A 17,498-nucleotide genomic window follows, 5' to 3' on the forward strand; every position below is an offset into this window, starting at 1 on the left:
CTGGAGCGGTGCGGGCGGGGTCAGAGGTGGCGGCGGCGGCCGGCGACCTCGGCGTCGTACCGTGTGCGCGCCTCCACGGCGGCCTCACGGGCGGACACCTCGGCCACCGGCACGTCCCACCAGGCCTCGGCCGGGGGAGCGGTCGCGGCGGGGTCGGTCTCGACGTACACGCACGTCGGCCGGCCGGAGGCCCGCGCCTCGGCCAGCGCGCCGCGCAGCTCCCGTACGGTCTTGGCGCGCAGGACGTCCATGCCGAGGCTGGCCGCGTTCGCGGCGAGGTCCACGGGCAGCGGGGCGCCGGTGAAGGAGCCGTCGGCGGCCCGGTGCCGGTAGGCGGTGCCGTAGCGCTCCGCGCCCACCGACTCCGACAGGCCGCCGATGGAGGCGTACCCGTGGTTCTGCACCAGGACCAGGTTGACGGGGAGGTTCTCCTGGACGGCGGTGACGATCTCGGTCGGGTTCATCAGGTAGGTGCCGTCGCCGACCAGCGCCCACACGGGTGTGCCGGGCGCGGCCTGCTGCACTCCGAGGGCGGCCGGGATCTCGTAGCCCATGCAGGAGTAGCCGTACTCCAGGTGGTACTGGCGGGGGCTGCGCGCGCGCCAGAGTTTGTGCAGGTCGCCGGGGAGCGAACCGGCCGCGTTGATCACCACGTCCTCGTCGCCGACCACCGCGTCGAGCGCGCCGAGGACCTGCGTCTGCGTCGGTACGGCCGTGTCGTCGTCCGCGCGGAAGGCGGTCTCCACGACCCGCTCCCAACGCTCCTTGCCGGCCCGGTACTCCGCCTCGTACGACTCCTGCACACGATGGCCGGCCAGCGCCCCGGCCAGCTGCTCCAGCGAGGTCCGCGCGTCGCCGACCAGGGTGCGGGCCGCCAGCTTGTGCGCGTCGAAGCCGGTGATGTTGAGGTTGAGGAAGCGGACGTCCGGGTGCCGGAAAAGGGTGCCGGAGGCGGTGGTGAAGTCGGAGTAGCGGGTGCCGACCCCGATCACCAGGTCGGCGGTGCGGGCGAGTTCGTCGCTCACCGCCGTGCCGGTGTGGCCGATGCCGCCGAGGTCGGCGGGGTGGTCGTGGCGCAGGGAGCCCTTGCCGGCCTGGGTGGAGGCGACGGGGATGCCGGTGGCCTCCACCAGCGCCCTCAGCGCCTCCTCGGCCTCGCTGTGGTGGACCCCGCCGCCCGCGACGATCAGCGGCCGCCGAGCCGCCCGTACCGCAGCGGCGGCCGCCGCCAGTTCCGCCGGGTCCGGGGCGGGACGCCGTACGGACCAGACGCGGTCGGCGAAGAACTCCTCGGGCCAGTCGTACGCCTCCGCCTGCACGTCCTGCGGGAGTGCCAGCGTCACCGCGCCGGTCTCGGCCGGGTCGGCGAGTACCCGCATCGCGTTCAGCGCGGAGGCGATCAGGGCCTCGGGGCGGGTGACACGGTCGAACCAGCGCGACACCGGGCGGAGCGTGTCGTTGACCGACACATCGGCCTCGACGGGGTGTTCGAGCTGCTGCAGCAGCGGATCGGCGACGCGGGAGGCGAAGTAGTCACCGGGGAGCAGGAGTACGGGCAGCCGGTTGATGGTGGCGAGGGCGGCGCCCGTGACGAGGTTGGTGGCGCCGGGGCCGATGGAGGTCGTGACCGCCTGCGCCGAGAGCCGGTTGAGCTGGCGGGCGTGACCGACGGCGGCGTGCACCATCGCCTGCTCGTTGCGGCCCTGGTGGTACGGCATCACATCGCGGTACTCGACGAGTGCCTGCCCGACGCCGGCCACGTTGCCGTGGCCGAAGATGCCCCAGGTGCCCGCGATCAGCCGGCGGCGCACGCCGTCGCGTTCGGTGTACTGCGCGGACAGGAACCGCACCAGGGCCTGGGCGGTCGTCAGTCGGCGGGTGGCGGCGCTCATACGGACCTCTCCGGTGCGGTGTAGAGGGGAAGGCGGGGGTCGGCCGGCTGCTCGGGCCAGGTGTCGCGGATCCAGGCGTGGTCGGGGTGGTCGCAGATCAGCCAGGCGCGTTCGGCCTCCGGACCCGCCATGACGTTGAGGTAGTACATGTGATGCCCCGGCACGGCCATGGACGGGCCGTGCCAGCCGTCCGGGATGAGGACGACGTCGCCGTCGCGCACCTCGGCCAGCACATCCGTCCCGCGGCCCGGACCGGACGGGGAGACCCGCTGGTAGCCGAGACCGGGGGTGCCGTCGTGGGCGGCGAACTCGAAGTAGTAGATCTCCTCCAGCACGGACTCCTCGCCGGGCCGGTGTTCGTCGTGCTTGTGCGGCGGGAAGGACGACCAGTTGCCGCCCGGCGTGAGCACCTCGACCGCGATCAGCTTGTCGCACTCGAAGCCCTGTCCCGCACCGCCTCCGGCGGGGGCCGCCGCACCGAAGTTGTTGACCTGCCGTGAGCAGTTGCCGGTGCCGCGCAGCTCGACCGGGACGTCGGAGGCGGGCCCGTAGCGGGCAGGCAGCCGGCGGGTGCAGCGGGCGCCCGTGAGCGCGAACCGGCCGCCGCCCGCCGAGGCGACCGTCGCGCGGGCGTCGCGCGGGACGTAGGCGAAGTCGGTGACACCGTCGAACACACTCGTGCGGCCGGTGAGTTCGAAGGTGTCGTGGCCGAAGTCGTCGTCGGCCGTGACCGTGCAGCCGCCGCTCAGCGGCAGCACGATCCACTCGCTGTCACCCGCGTCGAAGGTGTGCGCGCCGCCGGGCGGCAGTTCCAGCACACGCAGACTGGAGTAGCCCCAGCCCGCCGACTCCGGGCTCACGTCGACGGCGTACGGGCCGGCCGGCGCCCCGCCGGCCGGAAGGTGATGTGTCATGCCATGCCTCCGTGTCGCAACGGGCTTCTCACAACAGGCCGACGGCCGTGTCCACCGCGGTCTCCACACTTCCCTCCGCCGGATAGAGCAGCGAGCGGCCGACGACCATCCCCATCACGGTCGGCAGCCGCAGCGCCTTGCCCCACCGCTCGTACGCCGCCTCCTGGTCGCCGACCTCGCCGCCGAGGAGTACGACGGGCAGCGTCGAGGCCGCCAGCACCTCCGGCATCGCCTCGACGTCGTCGGTGACGGGGAGCTTCAGCCAGGTGTAGGCGGAGGTGCCGCCCAGACCGGAGGCGATGGCGATGGAGCGGGTGACGGCCTCGGCGGACAGGTCGTTGCGGACCCGGCCGTCCACCCGGCGCGAGATGAACGGCTCCACGAACACCGGCAGCCGGCGCTCGGCCATCGCGTCCACCGCGCGGGCCGAGGACTCCAGGGTGGCCAGCGAGCCCGGGTCGTCGTAGTCGATACGGACCAGCAGCTTGCCCGCGTCGAAGCCCATCCGCGCGATGTCCTCGGCGCGGTGGCCGGTGAAGCGGTCGTCCATCTCGAAGGACGCGCCGGCCAGACCGCCCCGGTTCATCGAACCCATGACGACCTTGTTCTCCAGCACCCCGAGGAGCAGCAGGTCCTCCAGGATGTCGGCCGTGGCCAGCACCCCGTCGACGCCCGGCCGGGACAGCGCGATGCAGAGACGTTCCAGCAGATCGGCGCGGTGGGCCATGGCCAGCCGCCGGTCACCGATGCCGAGCGCCCCCCGGGCGGGGTGGTCGGCGGCCACGATCATCAGCCGGCCGCTGTCGCCGATCAGCGGGCGGCGCGCCCGGCGGGCGGCCGCCTCGGCGACGGCCTCCGGATTGCGGGCCCGGACCGCGGTGAGGTCGGGGATGCTGAGATTCAAGGAAGGGCTCCGTTCAGGACTGGCTCGGCAGGTCCGCCGGGACCGGCGGGGCGGACCGCGCGAGAAGGTCCGCGACCTCCCGCCCGGTCGGCATGGCGGACGAACAGGCGAGGCGCGAGGCGACGAGGGCGCCGGCGGCGTTGGCGTGGCGCATGGTCCGCTCCAGGTCCCAGCCGGAGAGCAGACCGTGGCAGAGCGAACCGCCGAAGGCGTCACCCGCGCCGAGACCGTTGACCACCTCGACCGGCACCGGGGGTACCTCGGCCCGGGTGCCGTCGCGATGCACCGCCAGCACACCGCGCGGGCCCTGCTTGACCACGGCCAGTTCCACACCGGCCGCCAGCAGCGCCCGCGCGCACGCCTCCGGTTCACGCACCCCGGTGGCGATCTCGCACTCGTCGAGGTTGCCGACCGCGACCGTGGCATGCCGCAGCGCCTCGCGGTAGTAGGGGCGGGCCTGGTCCGGGTCGCGCCAGAACATCGGGCGCCAGTCCAGGTCGAAGACGGTCGTCCCGGCCCGGGCGCGGGCCTCCAGGGCGGCGAGGGTGGCCGAGCGGCTCGGTTCCTCGCTCAGACCCGTGCCGGTGATCCAGAAGATCCCGGCCGCGCGTACGGCGGCCAGGTCCAGCTCGTCGGCGTGGATCTCCAGGTCCGGGGCCTTGGGGCGGCGGTAGAAGTACAGGGGGAAGTCGTCCGGCGGGAAGATCTCGCAGAAGGTGAGCGGGGTCGGGTACGCGGAGACCGGGGTGACCCAGCGGTCGTCCACGCCGAACTCATGCAGAGCCTCGTGCAGGAACGTGCCGAAGGGGTCGTCACCGGTGCGGGTGACGATCGCCACGGAACGGCCCAGCCGGGCGGCCGCAACCGCGACATTCGCGGCCGATCCGCCCAGGAATTTCCCGAAAGTCTCCACCCGCGCCAGCGGAACCCCGGTCTCCAGTGGATAAAGATCGACCCCGATGCGTCCCATGGTGATCAGGTCGAAATATGGTGGTGAGTCGGCCATTGAGCGACGCCTCTCGAGCTACTGGGGATGCGGGTCCCAAAGCGCCCTGCCACGGTGGGGACGTGGATTCCAGGGACCTGCCACCCCACAGGTGTAGGTCTCCGAGGGCGGCGATGTCAATAGTTTGTACTTACATTCGGACTAGTACGTGAACTGATGTCTTAACAAAGTATTGACAGCGGAGGCTTCTGGGGATTGGATCGCGTCCCAGCATGACCGCCGTGTTCTATGGCACACCCGGACTTCCGAGGCACCGGATCCTCGGACTCCCGCCCTTTCCCCGCGTAGCACAGTGAGGTGCAGGACAGATGGACCGCTCTTCGCACACCCGCTCCCGCAGAATCGCGCCGTTCGTCGCGGTCGCGGCGGCAGCCACCCTGGCCCTCGCCGGCTGCTCCAGTGACTCCGGCGGCAAGAAGTCCGAGGAGGGTGGAGCCGACGCGTCGGCGGGCAAGGCGAACACGCCCCGTATGAAGGTCGCCCTCGTCACCCACCAGGCGCCCGGCGACACCTTCTGGGACATCGTGCGCAAGGGCGCCGAGGCCGCCGCCGCCAAGGACAACATCGACCTCGTCTACTCCGCCGACCCGAACGCCGGCAGCCAGGCCACCCTGGTGCAGAACGCGATCGACCAGAAGGTCGACGGCATCGCGGTCACGCTTGCCAAGCCGGACGCGCTGAAGGCCGTCATAGCCAAGGCCAACGCGGCGGACATCCCCGTCGTCGGCCTCAACTCCGGCCTGACCGACTGGAAGGACCTCGACCTGCTCGAGTTCTTCGGCCAGGACGAGTCCGTCGCGGGCGAGGCGTTCGGCAAGAAGCTGAACGAGGTCGGCGCCAAGAACGCCGTCTGCGTCATCCACGAGCAGGGCAACGTCGGCCTGACCCAGCGCTGCGACGGCGTGAAGAAGACCTTCGAGGGCGAGACCCAGATCCTCAACGTCAACGGCACCGACATGCCGTCCGTGAAGTCGACCATCACCGCCAAGCTGAAGCAGGACTCCGCCATCGACTACGTCGTCACCCTCGGCGCGCCCTTCGCGCCGACCGCGGTGCAGTCGGTGGGCGACGCGGGCAGCAAGGCGAAGGTCGCCACCTTCGACCTCAACAAGGAGCTCACCAAGTCGATCTCGGGCGGCGACATCGAGTTCGCCGTGGACCAGCAGCCCTACCTGCAGGGCTACCTCGCCGTCGACGGCCTGTGGCTCTACAAGAACAACGGCAACTACAGCGGCGGCGGCGAGCAGCCGGTGCTGACCGGCCCGGCGTTCGTCGACAAGTCCAACGTCGACGCGGTCTCCGAGTACGCCGCGAAGGGCACTCGGTGATGAGCATGGCCCAACAGGCTGAGCCGGCGGTGACCCCACCGCCGGCCCCCGGCCCGAAACAGAGCGACGGCCGCACCCGGCGCCGCCCGCTCGCACTGCGGCTCCTGGCCCGCCCCGAGGTGGGCGTGTTCCTCGGAGCCGTGGCCGTCATGGTGTTCTTCCTGATCACCGCGGCGCCGATGCGCGACGGCAGCTCCATGGCGAACATCCTGTACCAGTCGTCCGTCATCGGGATCATGGCGCTGCCCGTGGCCCTGCTGATGATCGGCGGCGAGTTCGACCTCTCGGCCGGTGTCGCCGTCGTGACCTCGGCACTGACCGCGAGCATGCTCAGCTACCAGCTCACCCTGAACGTGTGGGTGGGCGTGATCGTCGCCCTGGTGGTCTCCCTGGCCATCGGCGCCTTCAACGGCTGGCTGCTGGTCAGGACGGGGCTGCCCAGCTTCCTGGTCACCCTCGGCACCTTCCTGATCCTGCAGGGCGTGAACCTGGCGGTGACCAAGCTCGTCACCGGCAACGTCGCGACCGACAGCATCGCCGACATGGAGGGCTTCGACCAGGCCAAGGCCCTCTTCGCCTCCAGCTTCGACCTCGGCGGCGTCCAGGTGAAGATCACCGTGGTGTGGTGGTTCGTCTTCGCCGCCCTCGCCACCTGGGTACTGCTGCGCACCAAGTACGGCAACTGGATCTTCGCCGTCGGCGGCAACAAGGAGAGCGCCCGCGCGGTCGGCGTCCCGGTCACCTTCACCAAGATCTCCCTGTTCATGCTGGTCGGCTTCGGCGCATGGTTCGTCGGCATGCACAACCTGTTCTCCTTCAACACCGTGCAGTCCGGCGAGGGCGTGGGCCAGGAGCTCATCTACATCGCCGCCGCCGTCATCGGCGGCTGTCTGCTGACCGGCGGCGCCGGCAGCGCGATCGGCCCGGTCTTCGGCGCCTTCATGTTCGGCATGGTGCAGCAGGGCATCGTCTACGCCGGCTGGAACCCGGACTGGTTCAAGGCCTTCCTCGGCGTGATGCTGCTCGGCGCCGTCCTCATCAATCTGTGGGTCCAGCGCCAGGCGACCCGGAGGTGACCGAAATGACCGACAAGACCACCGGTACCGCGTCCGACGGCGACCGCCCCCTGGTCGAACTCCGCGCGGCCGGCAAGTCCTACGGCAACATCCGCGCCCTGCACGGCGTCGACCTCACCGTCCATCCCGGCAAGGTGACGTGCGTCCTCGGCGACAACGGCGCCGGCAAGTCCACCCTCATCAAGATCGTCTCGGGGCTGCACCGGCACACCGAGGGCGAGTTCCTCGTCGACGGCGAGCCGGTGCGCTTCTCCACCCCGCGCGAAGCCCTCGACAAGGGCATCGCCACCGTCTACCAGGACCTCGCCGTCGTCCCGCTGATGCCGGTGTGGCGGAACTTCTTCCTCGGCTCCGAGCTGACCAGGGGCCCCTGGCCCGTCCGCCGCCTCGACATCGACCGTATGAAGAGGACGGCCGACGAGGAACTGCGCAACATGGGCATCGTCCTGGACGACCTGGAGCAGCCCATCGGCACGCTCTCCGGCGGCCAGCGCCAGTGCGTCGCCATCGCCCGCGCCGTCCACTTCGGCGCACGCGTGCTGATCCTGGACGAGCCGACGGCCGCCCTCGGCGTCAAGCAGTCCGGTGTGGTCCTGAAGTACATCGCCATGGCCCGCGACCGCGGCCTCGGCGTCATCTTCATCACCCACAACCCGCATCACGCCTATATGGTCGGCGACCACTTCAGCGTGCTGCGCCTGGGCACCCTGGAACTCAGCGCCACCCGCAGCGAGGTCGGCCTCGAGGAGCTGACGAACCACATGGCCGGCGGCGCCGAACTGGCCGCGCTCAAGCACGAGCTGGCGCAGGTCGGCGGCGTCGACACCGAGGAACTCCCCGAGGAGGGCGACCTCCAGGCCCCCGTAGCCGCAACTCCGGAAGGAAAGTCCTGACATGGCAGTCGCGCTCGACCGCATCCGGGTCGGTTCCGCCCCCGACTCCTGGGGCGTCTGGTTCCCCGACGACCCGCAGCAGGTGCCCTGGCAGCGCTTCCTCGACGAGGTCGCCGAGGCCGGCTACTCCTGGATCGAACTCGGCCCCTACGGCTACCTCCCCACCGACCCGGCACGCCTCGGCGACGAGGTGAAGAAGCGCGGCCTCAAGGTCTCCGCCGGCACCATCTTCTGCGGACTGCACCGCGGTCCCTCCGAATGGGACAGCACCTGGGAACAGGTCAGCCGCGTCGCCGCCCTCACCCAGGCCATGGACGCGAAGCATCTGGTGGTCATCCCGTCCTTCTGGCGCGACGACAAGACCGCCGAGATCCTCGAGGAGCCCGAACTCACCACCGAGCAGTGGGGCCACCTCACCCGGGGCATGGAACGCCTCGGCCGCGAGGTGAAGGACACGTACGGCCTGGACATCGTCGTCCACCCGCACGCCGACACCCACATCGACACCGAGGAGCACGTCGAGCGCTTCCTCGACTCGACCGACTCCGACCTGGTCGACCTCTGCCTGGACACCGGCCACTACGCCTACTGCGGCGGCGACAGCGTCAAGCTGATCGAGACCTACGGCGAACGCATCGGCTACCTCCACCTCAAGCAGGTCGACCCGGAGATCCTCGCCGACGTCGTCAAGAACGAGGTCCCGTTCGGACCGGCCGTGCAGCGCGGGGTGATGTGCGAACCGCCCGCCGGCGTTCCCGAGCTGGGCCCGGTCCTCACGGCCGCGCAGAAGCTGGGCGTCGACCTGTTCGCCATCGTCGAGCAGGACATGTACCCCTGCGAACCGGACAAGCCGCTCCCCATCGCCGTACGCACCCGCAAGTTCCTCCGCTCCTGCGGCGCCTGACGAACCGGAGGGACACGATGAGCCGGCGCGAACCGCTCGGTGTCGCCGTCATCGGCACCGGCCGTATGGGCGCGGACCATGTACGCCGGATCGACCGGGTGGTCAGCGGCGCGCGGGTCACCGCCGTCGTGGACCTCGACGCCCGGCGCGCCGAGGCCGCCGCCGCGGGCATCGACGGCTGCGGTGTCCACACCGACCCGGCCGCCGCGATGGCGGCGGCCGACGTCGACGCCGTGCTCATCGCCTCCTCCGGACCGGCCCACGAGGCGGCCCTGCTCTCCGCCTTCGAGCGAGATCTGCCGGTGCTGTGCGAGAAGCCGCTCACTCCGGACGCGGCGTCCGCGCTGCGCGTCATGGAGGCCGAAGCGGCCCTCGGGCACCGCCGGGTGCAGGTCGGGTTCATGCGCCGCTACGACGCCGAGTACGTGCGGCTCAAGGCGCTGCTGGAGACGGGGGAGCTGGGGCGGCCGCTGATGCTGCACAACCGGCACCGCAATGTGGCGAGCGCGCCGTTCTTCACGAGCGGGATGCTCATCACCGACTCCGTGGCCCATGAGGTGGACGCCACACGGTGGCTGCTCGGGCATGAGATCGCCGCAGTGACGGTACTGCGGCCCACGCCGTCCGCGGGAGCGCCCGACGGGCTGCTCGATCCGCAGTTCGTCGTGCTGGAGACGGACGGGGGCGCGCTGTCCGACGTCGAGATCTTCGTCAACTGCGGTTTCGGCTACCAGGTACAGGCCGAGGTGGTCTGCGAACGCGGCACCGCCCGCATCGGCGACGGGCACGCGCTGGTCACCAACCTGGGCGGCCGCTGGGGCGGCGCGATCGCCCAGGACTGGACCGAACGCTTCGCGCAGGCGTACGACGACGAGGTCCAGGCCTGGGTCGACGCGACCCGGCGCGGTGAGGTGACGGGGCCGAGCACGTGGGACGGCTACGCCGCGGCGGCGGTGTGCGAGGCGGGGGTACGGGCGCTGGACACCGGCGGCCGCGTGGAGGTCGACCTGGTCGAGCGGCCCGAGCTGTACAAGTAGCACCTTCCGCCGCTGTGGGCAGTCGTTCCGCAGGGCGATGGGGGCACCTCCCCCGCCTTTCAGGCAAGGGGGGAGGGTGGGCACAGCCAACAACGCGGGGCACCGTTCAACAAGGCCCCGCTGTACGGGCGTAGTGGTCAGGCCGTGCTGCGAGGGCGCGGGGGCAGCCCCGCCGACTCGTAGCACGCGTCGATCAGCCGCATCGTCGCCACCGCGTCGTCCGCGTCCAGAGGAAGCGGCGCATCGGCGCGTACCCGGGCCGCGAACGCCTCCAGTTGGTACGCGTACGACGACCGGGTGCCGAGATGTTCCGTGCGTTCGCCGTCCGGGGTGCGGACGATGACTCGGTCGTCCTGCTGCGGAAGCACGAAGTTCGGGGCCGTCGCCTCGCCCCGGCTGCCGACGATCCGCATGCTCATCTCCAGCCGGTCGTACGCCATATGGCACCGCGCGCTGCCCGTCGCGCCGGACGGAAAGCCGAGGCCGGCGTCCAGCCACTCGTCCACCCCCGGCGCCCCCGCACGCTCACCGGCCCGAGCCGACAGCACACGCGGCGCACCGCCCGCCCACGGCGCGAGCATCCGCAGCGCGTGCACGCCGTAACAGCCCAGGTCCATCAGCGCACCGCCCGCCAGGGACAACGACCAGCGGGGGTCGGCGGCTTCCGGCGCGGGGATCGCCACCATGGCCTGTGCATGCCGGAGTTCACCGAGCTCACCGGAGGCCAGCAGCTCGTGCAGCCGCCGCGTGACCGGATGGAACAGGTAGTGGAACGCCTCCATGAAGACCGCGCCCGACCGGGCGGCCGCCTCCCGGACCTCCTCCGCCTCCGCCGCGTTGCTCGCCGACGGCTTCTCGCTCAGGACGTGCTTGCCCGCGGCCAGCGCCGCCAGATTCCACGGCCCGTGCAGGCCGTTGGCGAGCGGGTTGTAGACGACGTCGACCTCGGGGTCGGCCAGCAGCTCGGCGTACGAGCCGAGAGCCCGCTCCACGCCGTGGGCCGCGGCGAACGCCTCGGCGCGGGAGCGGTCGCGGGCGGCCACCGCGACCAGGCGGTGGCCGGTCGTCCGGGCCGGGACGACGAGGGAGCGCTCGGTGATCCGCGCGGCTCCCAGGACGCCGATACGCAGGGGTTCCCGGCCGGACTCGCTCATGCCTGCCGTACCTCCTCGACGGTGACGGGACGGTGCTCGTGCAGGGACAGTGTGCACGCCTCCGCGATCCAGCCCGCTTCGAGGGCCTCCGCGATCGTGCACGGCGAGGGGCGGGAGCCCGCCACGACCTCGGTGAACGCGGTGAGTTCGGCGCGGTAGGCGTCCGTGAAGCGGTCCATGAAGAAGTCGTGCGGGGTGCCCGCCGGGAAGGTCGTGCCGGGCTCCACCGACCGCAGCGGCAGCTTTTCCTCCAGGCCCACCGCGATGGAGTCGGCGAAGCCGTGGAGTTCCATGCGGACGTCGTGACCGCGGCCGTTGTGGCGGCTGTTGGAGACCACCGCGAGGGTGCCGTCGTCGAGGGTGAGGACCGCGCCGGTCGTGTCGGCGTCGCCGGCCTCCCGGATGTAGTCGGCGCCCCGGTTGCCGCCGGCCGCGTACACCTCGGTCACCTCCCGGCCGGTCACCCAGCGGATGATGTCGAAGTCGTGCACCGAGCAGTCCCGGAAGATGCCCCCGGACGCGGCGACGTACGCGGCCGGCGGCGGCGCGGGGTCCAGCGTCGTCGAGCGCACGGTGTGCAGCTTGCCCAGCTCCCCGCTGCGTACGGCGGCCCGCGCGGCGACGAAACCGGCGTCGAAGCGGCGGTTGAAACCGATCTGGACCGGCACGTCACGGCCCCCGACGGCCTTCAGCACCTCCACGCCCTCGCCGATGGTGCGGGCCACGGGCTTCTCGCAGAAGACGGGCACGCCCGCCTCCACACACGCCAGGATCAGCCCCGGGTGGGCGTCGGTCGCGGCGGCGACGACCACGCCGTCCACCCCGGCGGCGAGCAGGGCCTCGGGAGAGTCCGCGACCTCGGCGCCGAACCGCTCGGCGGCCGACTTCGCGGCGTCCGCGAACGGGTCGGAGACGACGAGGGACTCGACGGCGTCGAGCCCCGACAGGGTCTCGGCGTGGAAGGCGCCGATACGGCCGAGACCGAGGATTCCGATGCGCATGGGGACGGTGCTCCTTGCTTGCGGGTACGAACGGGCGGAGAGGTGCGGGGAGATCAGTCGAGGCCGCCGAGGACGTTCTGGTCCCAGTCGATCACGGAGCCGGTGACCACCCCGGAGCGGTCGGAGAGCAGCAGGACCACGAAGTCGGCGATCTCGTCCGGTTGGCCCAGCCTGCCCATCGGCAGCCGTGCGGCGGCCTGCTCCCTCCAGTCGTCCCCGGCGCCGTGGAAGGCGCGCTGGGTGGCGTCCTCGCCCTCGGTGGCGGTCCAGCCGATGTTCAGGCCGTTGATCCGGATCCGGTCCCAGCGGTGGGCGTGCGCCGCGTTCCGGGTGAGGCCGATCAGCCCGGCCTTCGCGGCGACGTACGGCGCCAGGAACGGCTGTCCGCCGTGCGCCGAGGAGGTGATGACGTTGACGACGGTGCCGGGTGCCGCGCGCCGCACCATGTCGGCGACGGCGGCCTGCATGGCGAAGAACGGCGCCTTGAGGTTGATCGCGATGTGCTCGTCGAACAGCTCGGGTGTGGTGTCGAGCAGGGTCCCGCGCGAGGTGAGGCCGGCGGAGTTCACCAGGCAGTCGATCCGCCCGTACGCCTCCGCCGTCCGCGTGACGGAGGCCTTGGCCTGTTCGGCGTCCGCGAGGTCGGCACGTACGAACATCGCCTTGCCGCCCGCGGCGGCCAGCTCGGCCACCAGTGCCTCACCCGGTTCGGCGCGCCGCCCGCTGACGGCCACGACCGCGCCCTCGCGGACCGCGGCCCGCGCGACGGCCGCGCCGACGCCCTGGCTGCCGCCGTTGACGAGGACGACCTTGTCGTCGAGAAGTCCCATGCCGGTCTCCGGGTCCCTTCAGCTCTCGCGCCGCTTGGCGCCGGCCCGCAGTTCGCCGCGCAGCGTCCGCGCGGTCCACCCCTCGCGCAGGGCCCGTCGTACGACATCGGCCTGCGACGGCGGGGCGAGGCCCTCCACGGGCGGGTCGCTGTCGAGGTTGGTGGGGAAGGGGTAGCCCTCGGCGCTCGCCGCGATCACGTTCTCCAGCCACTGTTCGCCCGCGCCCTCGCCCCGGCGCTTCAGGAGCACCGGGTAGACGGCGCCCGCCACGGCCTCGCGGTCCACCGTCTCCATCGCCCGGCCGAACGCCGACGACACCTGGAGCAGGTTGGCCATGCGCCGGATGTCCGCCGAGTGGTTGGCGCCCGCGGCGTGGAACAGCGCCGGGTTGAAGAACACCGCGTCGCCCTTGGCGAGCGGGAGCTGTACGTGGTGCTCCTCGAAGTACGCCCGGAACTCCGGGAGCCGCCAGGCGAGATAGCCGGGCTCGTACTTCTGCGAGTGCGGCAGATACAGCGTGGGCCCGGACTCCACGGGCATGTCGCAGTGCGCCACCGCGCCCTGGAGCGTGAGCACGGGGGAGAGGCGGTGCACATGCGCCGGGTAGCGGGCGGCGACCTCGTCGGAGAGGAAGCCGAGGTGGTAGTCGCGGTGCACGGTCTGTGCCGCACCGCCCGGGTTCACCACGTTGACCTGCGAGGTGACCTGGTAGCCGGGGCCGAGCCAGGCCGAGGAGACCAGGGCCGTCGCCTCGTTCGCGTAGTACTCGGCGAACGCCTCCGGGTCGTACAGGGCCGCCTTCTCCAAGGCGTTCCACACCCGGTCGTTGGCACCCGGCTTGGCGAAGTGGTCGCCGGCGGCGGCGCCCGTGGCGCGCTGTTCGGCGATCAGAGCCTCGAACACGGCGGTCATACGGTCCACCACCGCCGGATCGGCGAAGGCTCCGCGGATCACCACGATGCCGGGGCCGTCCGCGAACGCGCGCACCAGCTCGGCCTGTACGGCACGGCGGTCGGCGAGGGCGAGCCGGTCGGCGTCGTACAGCGGCACGTTCCGCTCGACGGCACTGGCGTGCGGGTAGGCGTCGAGGTCGGTCGACTGCTCCACCAGGGCGCGGAAGGCGTCGAGGTCGCAGTGCCGCTCGGACAGCCAGGCGGCCGGGGCGGGTGTCTGGTGGTGGGCGGAGGCTGACATGGGGTCGTCCCTTCGGGTCACGGAGCGACGCGGCTGATGCCATTCTTGTCAGTACAAACCCTTCGAACAACCAGCAGAGACCCATCAAAAACCCCTCAGGAGCCGAGCCATGGGGCACCCCTTCCCGATCCGGGAAATCGCACGTCAGGCCGGGTTGAGCGAGGCCACGGTGGACCGGGTCCTGAACGGCAGGGGAGGAGTGCGGGAGAGCACCGCGCGTGAGGTGCACCGGGCGATCGCCGACCTCGACCGGCAGCGCACGCAGGTCCGGCTGGTGGGGCGGACGTTCATGGTGGACATCGTGATGCAGTCGCCGGAGCGGTTCTCGACGGCCGTCCGGGCGGCGCTGGAGGCCGAACTTCCGTCCCTGCGCCCGGCGGTGATCCGTTCCCGCTTCCATTTCCGGGAGACGGGGCCGGTGGGGGAACTGGTCGCGGTGCTGGACCGGATCGGGCGGCGGGGCTCACAGGGGGTGTTCCTCAAGGCGCCGGACGTTCCGGAGGTCACGGCTGCCGTCGGGCGGCTGGCGGCTGCGGGCGTTCCCGTGGTGACGCTGGTGACGGATCTGCCGGCGAGTGCGCGGATCGGGCATGTGGGGAGCGACAACCGGGCGGCGGGGGCGACCGCCGCGTACCTGATGGGGCAGTGGCTGGGGGACCGCCCCGGCAATGTGCTCACGAGTCTCTCCAGCGGCTCCTTCCGCAACGAGGAGGAGCGGGAGATGGGGTTCCGCGCCACGATGCGCGCCCGGTTCCCCGGGCGGGCCCTCGTCGAGATCGCGGAGGGGCAGGGGCTGGACGCGACCCAGTACGACCTGGTGCGGGCCGCGCTGGAACGCGACTCGGGGATTCGCGCGGTCTACTCGATCGGGGGCGGCAACATCGCCACCCTGCGCGCCTTCGAGGACGCCGAACGTGAGTGCGCGGTCTTCGTCGCGCACGACCTCGACCACGACAACACCCGGCTGTTGCGGGAGCACCGGTTGTCCGCGGTGCTCCACCACGACCTGCGGCACGATGTGCGGGAGGCGTGCCATCTGGTGATGCGGGCGCATGGCGCGCTGCCGCCGGCGGGCCCCACCCTCCCCTCGGCCATCCAGGTGGTGACCCCGTACAACATGCCCGCGCCGTGACGCGGCCGGACTTCGCTCGCCCCCGCCGCCCCTTCCCGTCCCGTCTCCGGGGGCTCCGCCCCCAGACCCCCTTCGCGCAGTTCCCCGCGCCCCTGAAGGGGCGCGGGGAACTGCGCGATCAACCCCCACCGACCCGCAGGTCCGGGGTCGAGGGGCAGCGCCCCTCGGGACGGGACGGGAAGGGGCGGCGGGGGCGAAAGAGCTCAGAGGGTCACCCACGCACCGCTCTCCGCGGACCGCGTCATCGCGTCCAGCGCCGCCGCGCTGTGGACCGCGTCCGCGAGCGACGCCCCGTACGGAACCCCTTCCGCCACCGAGCGGAGGAACCGGTACGCCTCGATCACCTTCAGATCGTCGTACCCCATCGCGTTCGCGGCACCCGGCTGGAAGGCGCCGAACTCACCGTGTCCCGGGCCGACGTAGACCGTGCTGACGGGCTGGTCCTGGTACCCCGTCCCCCGGCTGACGCCCAGTTCGTTCATTCGGCGGAAGTCCCAGAACACCGCCCCCTCGGTGCCATGCACCTCGAAGCCGTAGTTGTTCTGCTCCCCGACCGACACCCGGCAGGCCTCCAGCACGCCGCGCGCCCCGGAGGCGAACCGCAGCAGACAGCTGACGTAGTCCTCGTTCTCCACCGGCCCGAGTTCGCCGCCGGCCGCACGGGAGTGGCCGGCCGTGGCGCCCGCCGGGCGGGACCGCTCGGGCACGAAGACCGCCGTGTCCGCGGTCAGCGAGGCGATGTCGCCCAGCAGGAACCGGGCCAGGTCGACGCCGTGCGAGGCCAGATCGCCGAGCACCCCGCTGCCCCCGCGGGCGCGCTCGTAGCGCCAGGTCAGCGCACCCTCGGGATGGGCGGCGTAATCGCTGAACAGCCGGATACGGACATGCGTGACGGTCCCGATGCCGCCGGAGGCGATCAGCTCGCGCGCCGCCTCCACCGCCGGCGCGTTGCGGTAGTTGAAGCCGACCGTCCCCTGGACTCCCGCCTTCGTGACCGCGTCCGCGACCGCGCGGGCGTCGTCCGCGCCCAGCCCCACCGGCTTCTCGATCCAGATGTGCTTGCCCGCCTCCGCCATCGCGACGGCGATCTCGCGGTGCAGGAAGTTCGGCGCGGTGATGCTGACGGCTCCGACCCGGGGGTCGGCGGCCACCTCCCGCCAGTCGCGGGTGGTCGAGGCGAACCCGAACTGCGCGGCGGCCTCCTCGGCCCGGCCCGGCACCTCCTCGGCGACCGTGATCAGCTCCGGGCGCAGGGCCAGCTGCGGATAGTGGTGCCGTACGCGCGCGTACGCCTGGGTGTGCACCCGCCCCATCCAGCCGAATCCGACGACGGCGACACCCAGCGCATCCACCATGAAAAGCCTCTCTCCGGCCCGTTCCCCGTGCTGTCCCGCCCACCCTGAGCGGCGACCGGGATCATGTCAACCTTTTGACAGGACAAATGTCGCGCCCTCCGCATCGGATCTCATCTGGCGAACAAAATTGTTGACAATCTTGTCTGGCTAGATTTACGTTCGACAGGCACTCACTCAGGGAGGGCAACCATGCCGAACCAAGCCCGTCCGGGCACCGGGGAGCAGGCGAAACAGCTTGCGCTCGGGCAGCTGCGGGAGGCGATCCTGCGCGGCGACATGGCGCCGGCGCAGCGGCTGGTGGAGAACGAACTCGCCGAGCAGTTCGGCGTGACCCGGGCCAGTATCCGGGCCGCGCTGATAGAGCTGGAGTCCCAGGGGCTGGTGGAGCGGATCCGCAACCGTGGTTCACGGGTGCGGGTGGTGACCGTGGAGGAAGCGGTCGCCATCACCGAATGCCGCCTGGTCCTCGAAGGTCTCTGCGCGGCGAAGGCGGCGGCCGCCGTCACCGACGCACAGGTCACCGAGCTCAAGGACCTGGGCACGTCGATGCGCAAGGCCGTGGCCGACGGTGAACCGCTCACCTACTCGGATCTCAATCACGAACTCCACGCCAGGATCCGCGAGTTCTCCGGCCAGCTGACGGCCGTGGAGCTCCTGGAGCGGCTCAACGCCCAACTGGTGCGGCATCGCTTCCAGCTGGCGCTGCGACCGGGGCGTCCGCAGCAGTCCCTGAGCGAGCATCTGGCCATGATCGAGGCGATCGCGGCCAGGGACCCGCAGGCGGCCGAGGCGGCCGTCCGAGCCCACCTCACCAGCGTGATCGAGGCGCTGCGCGACTGACCCACGCACCGGGGCGGGCGTCACCTGTCACCAAGGAG

16 protein-coding genes are annotated in these 17,498 nt (G+C 71.6%); 7 read left to right on the top strand and 9 right to left on the bottom strand.

Annotated elements, in window-relative coordinates; translation table 11 throughout:
* Positions 1 to 20 precede the first annotated feature (20 nt).
* From iolD to iolC, 4 genes are read right to left on the bottom strand one after another with little or no spacing between them, the layout of a single operon-like run.
* On the bottom strand, positions 21 to 1,892 hold the full coding sequence (iolD, locus tag IF28_RS0128470) for a 3D-(3,5/4)-trihydroxycyclohexane-1,2-dione acylhydrolase (decyclizing) (protein ID WP_030225947.1): 1,872 nt from the start codon (positions 1,890 to 1,892) through the stop codon (positions 21 to 23).
* The gene (iolB, locus tag IF28_RS0128475; protein ID WP_030225949.1) at positions 1,889 to 2,806 is read right to left on the bottom strand and encodes a 5-deoxy-glucuronate isomerase; all 918 of its coding nucleotides are present in this window, start codon (positions 2,804 to 2,806) and stop codon (positions 1,889 to 1,891) included. Before iolB ends, iolD begins: the two co-directional genes overlap by 4 nt.
* 28 nt (positions 2,807 to 2,834) lie before the next feature.
* Positions 2,835 to 3,710 carry a Cgl0159 family (beta/alpha)8-fold protein gene (locus IF28_RS0128480; RefSeq protein ID WP_030225952.1) on the bottom strand — a complete coding sequence of 292 codons (876 nt, stop codon included), beginning with the start codon at positions 3,708 to 3,710 and terminating at the stop codon, positions 2,835 to 2,837.
* A 13-nt stretch (positions 3,711 to 3,723) separates the two neighbouring features.
* Positions 3,724 to 4,716 (bottom strand): 5-dehydro-2-deoxygluconokinase, encoded by a 993-nt coding sequence (gene iolC, locus IF28_RS0128485; protein ID WP_030225955.1) that lies wholly within the window; start codon positions 4,714 to 4,716, stop codon positions 3,724 to 3,726.
* 308 nt (positions 4,717 to 5,024) lie between these two features.
* Here iolC and IF28_RS0128490 point away from each other — a divergent pair, with 308 nt between their 5' ends.
* The 5 genes from IF28_RS0128490 to IF28_RS0128510 are packed head-to-tail and all read left to right on the top strand — an operon-like array spanning position 5,025 to position 9,954.
* Positions 5,025 to 6,044 (top strand): sugar ABC transporter substrate-binding protein, encoded by a 1,020-nt coding sequence (locus IF28_RS0128490; RefSeq protein WP_030225958.1) that lies wholly within the window; start codon positions 5,025 to 5,027, stop codon positions 6,042 to 6,044.
* Positions 6,044 to 7,120, top strand: coding sequence for an ABC transporter permease (locus IF28_RS0128495; RefSeq protein WP_030225959.1), 1,077 nt, complete (start codon positions 6,044 to 6,046; stop codon positions 7,118 to 7,120). The genes IF28_RS0128490 and IF28_RS0128495 overlap by 1 nt, the downstream gene beginning before the upstream one ends.
* A gap of 5 nt (positions 7,121 to 7,125) precedes the next feature.
* Complete coding sequence (locus IF28_RS0128500) at positions 7,126 to 8,013, top strand: ATP-binding cassette domain-containing protein (RefSeq protein WP_030225960.1); 888 nt, start codon at positions 7,126 to 7,128, stop codon at positions 8,011 to 8,013.
* A gap of 1 nt (position 8,014) precedes the next feature.
* The gene (locus IF28_RS0128505) at positions 8,015 to 8,917 is read left to right on the top strand and encodes a sugar phosphate isomerase/epimerase family protein (RefSeq protein ID WP_030225961.1); all 903 of its coding nucleotides are present in this window, start codon (positions 8,015 to 8,017) and stop codon (positions 8,915 to 8,917) included.
* Between the two features lie 17 nt (positions 8,918 to 8,934).
* Positions 8,935 to 9,954 (top strand): Gfo/Idh/MocA family protein, encoded by a 1,020-nt coding sequence (locus tag IF28_RS0128510; RefSeq protein ID WP_030225962.1) that lies wholly within the window; start codon positions 8,935 to 8,937, stop codon positions 9,952 to 9,954.
* A 137-nt stretch (positions 9,955 to 10,091) separates the two neighbouring features.
* Here the strand turns inward: IF28_RS0128510 and IF28_RS0128515 are convergent, their stop codons facing one another.
* From IF28_RS0128515 to IF28_RS0128530, 4 genes are read right to left on the bottom strand one after another with little or no spacing between them, the layout of a single operon-like run.
* The gene (locus tag IF28_RS0128515; RefSeq protein ID WP_030225965.1) at positions 10,092 to 11,108 is read right to left on the bottom strand and encodes a Gfo/Idh/MocA family protein; all 1,017 of its coding nucleotides are present in this window, start codon (positions 11,106 to 11,108) and stop codon (positions 10,092 to 10,094) included.
* Positions 11,105 to 12,109: a Gfo/Idh/MocA family oxidoreductase gene (locus IF28_RS0128520; protein ID WP_030225969.1), complete on the bottom strand. Its 1,005-nt coding sequence runs from the start codon at positions 12,107 to 12,109 to the stop codon at positions 11,105 to 11,107. The genes IF28_RS0128515 and IF28_RS0128520 overlap by 4 nt, the downstream gene beginning before the upstream one ends.
* Positions 12,110 to 12,162: 53 nt before the next feature.
* A complete protein-coding gene (locus IF28_RS0128525) occupies positions 12,163 to 12,939 on the bottom strand; it encodes an SDR family oxidoreductase (protein WP_030225971.1) in 777 nt (258 codons plus the stop codon).
* An 18-nt stretch (positions 12,940 to 12,957) separates the two neighbouring features.
* Positions 12,958 to 14,133 carry a phytanoyl-CoA dioxygenase family protein gene (locus IF28_RS0128530; protein WP_030225975.1) on the bottom strand — a complete coding sequence of 392 codons (1,176 nt, stop codon included), beginning with the start codon at positions 14,131 to 14,133 and terminating at the stop codon, positions 12,958 to 12,960.
* A gap of 109 nt (positions 14,134 to 14,242) precedes the next feature.
* Between IF28_RS0128530 and IF28_RS0128535 the strand changes: the two genes are divergently transcribed.
* Positions 14,243 to 15,265, top strand: a complete 1,023-nt coding sequence (locus tag IF28_RS0128535; RefSeq protein ID WP_030225978.1) for a LacI family DNA-binding transcriptional regulator — start codon at positions 14,243 to 14,245, stop codon at positions 15,263 to 15,265.
* A 203-nt stretch (positions 15,266 to 15,468) separates the two neighbouring features.
* On the opposite strand, the gene IF28_RS0128540 is transcribed toward IF28_RS0128535, so the two are convergent.
* Positions 15,469 to 16,620 carry a Gfo/Idh/MocA family protein gene (locus IF28_RS0128540; protein WP_030225981.1) on the bottom strand — a complete coding sequence of 384 codons (1,152 nt, stop codon included), beginning with the start codon at positions 16,618 to 16,620 and terminating at the stop codon, positions 15,469 to 15,471.
* A gap of 189 nt (positions 16,621 to 16,809) precedes the next feature.
* Here IF28_RS0128540 and IF28_RS0128545 point away from each other — a divergent pair, with 189 nt between their 5' ends.
* Positions 16,810 to 17,460 carry a GntR family transcriptional regulator gene (locus tag IF28_RS0128545; RefSeq protein WP_030225984.1) on the top strand — a complete coding sequence of 217 codons (651 nt, stop codon included), beginning with the start codon at positions 16,810 to 16,812 and terminating at the stop codon, positions 17,458 to 17,460.
* Positions 17,461 to 17,498 lie beyond the last annotated feature (38 nt).

The organism is Streptomyces sp. NRRL WC-3626, assembly GCF_000718785.1.
Taxonomy (GTDB): Bacteria; Actinomycetota; Actinomycetes; order Streptomycetales; family Streptomycetaceae; genus Streptomyces; species Streptomyces edwardsiae.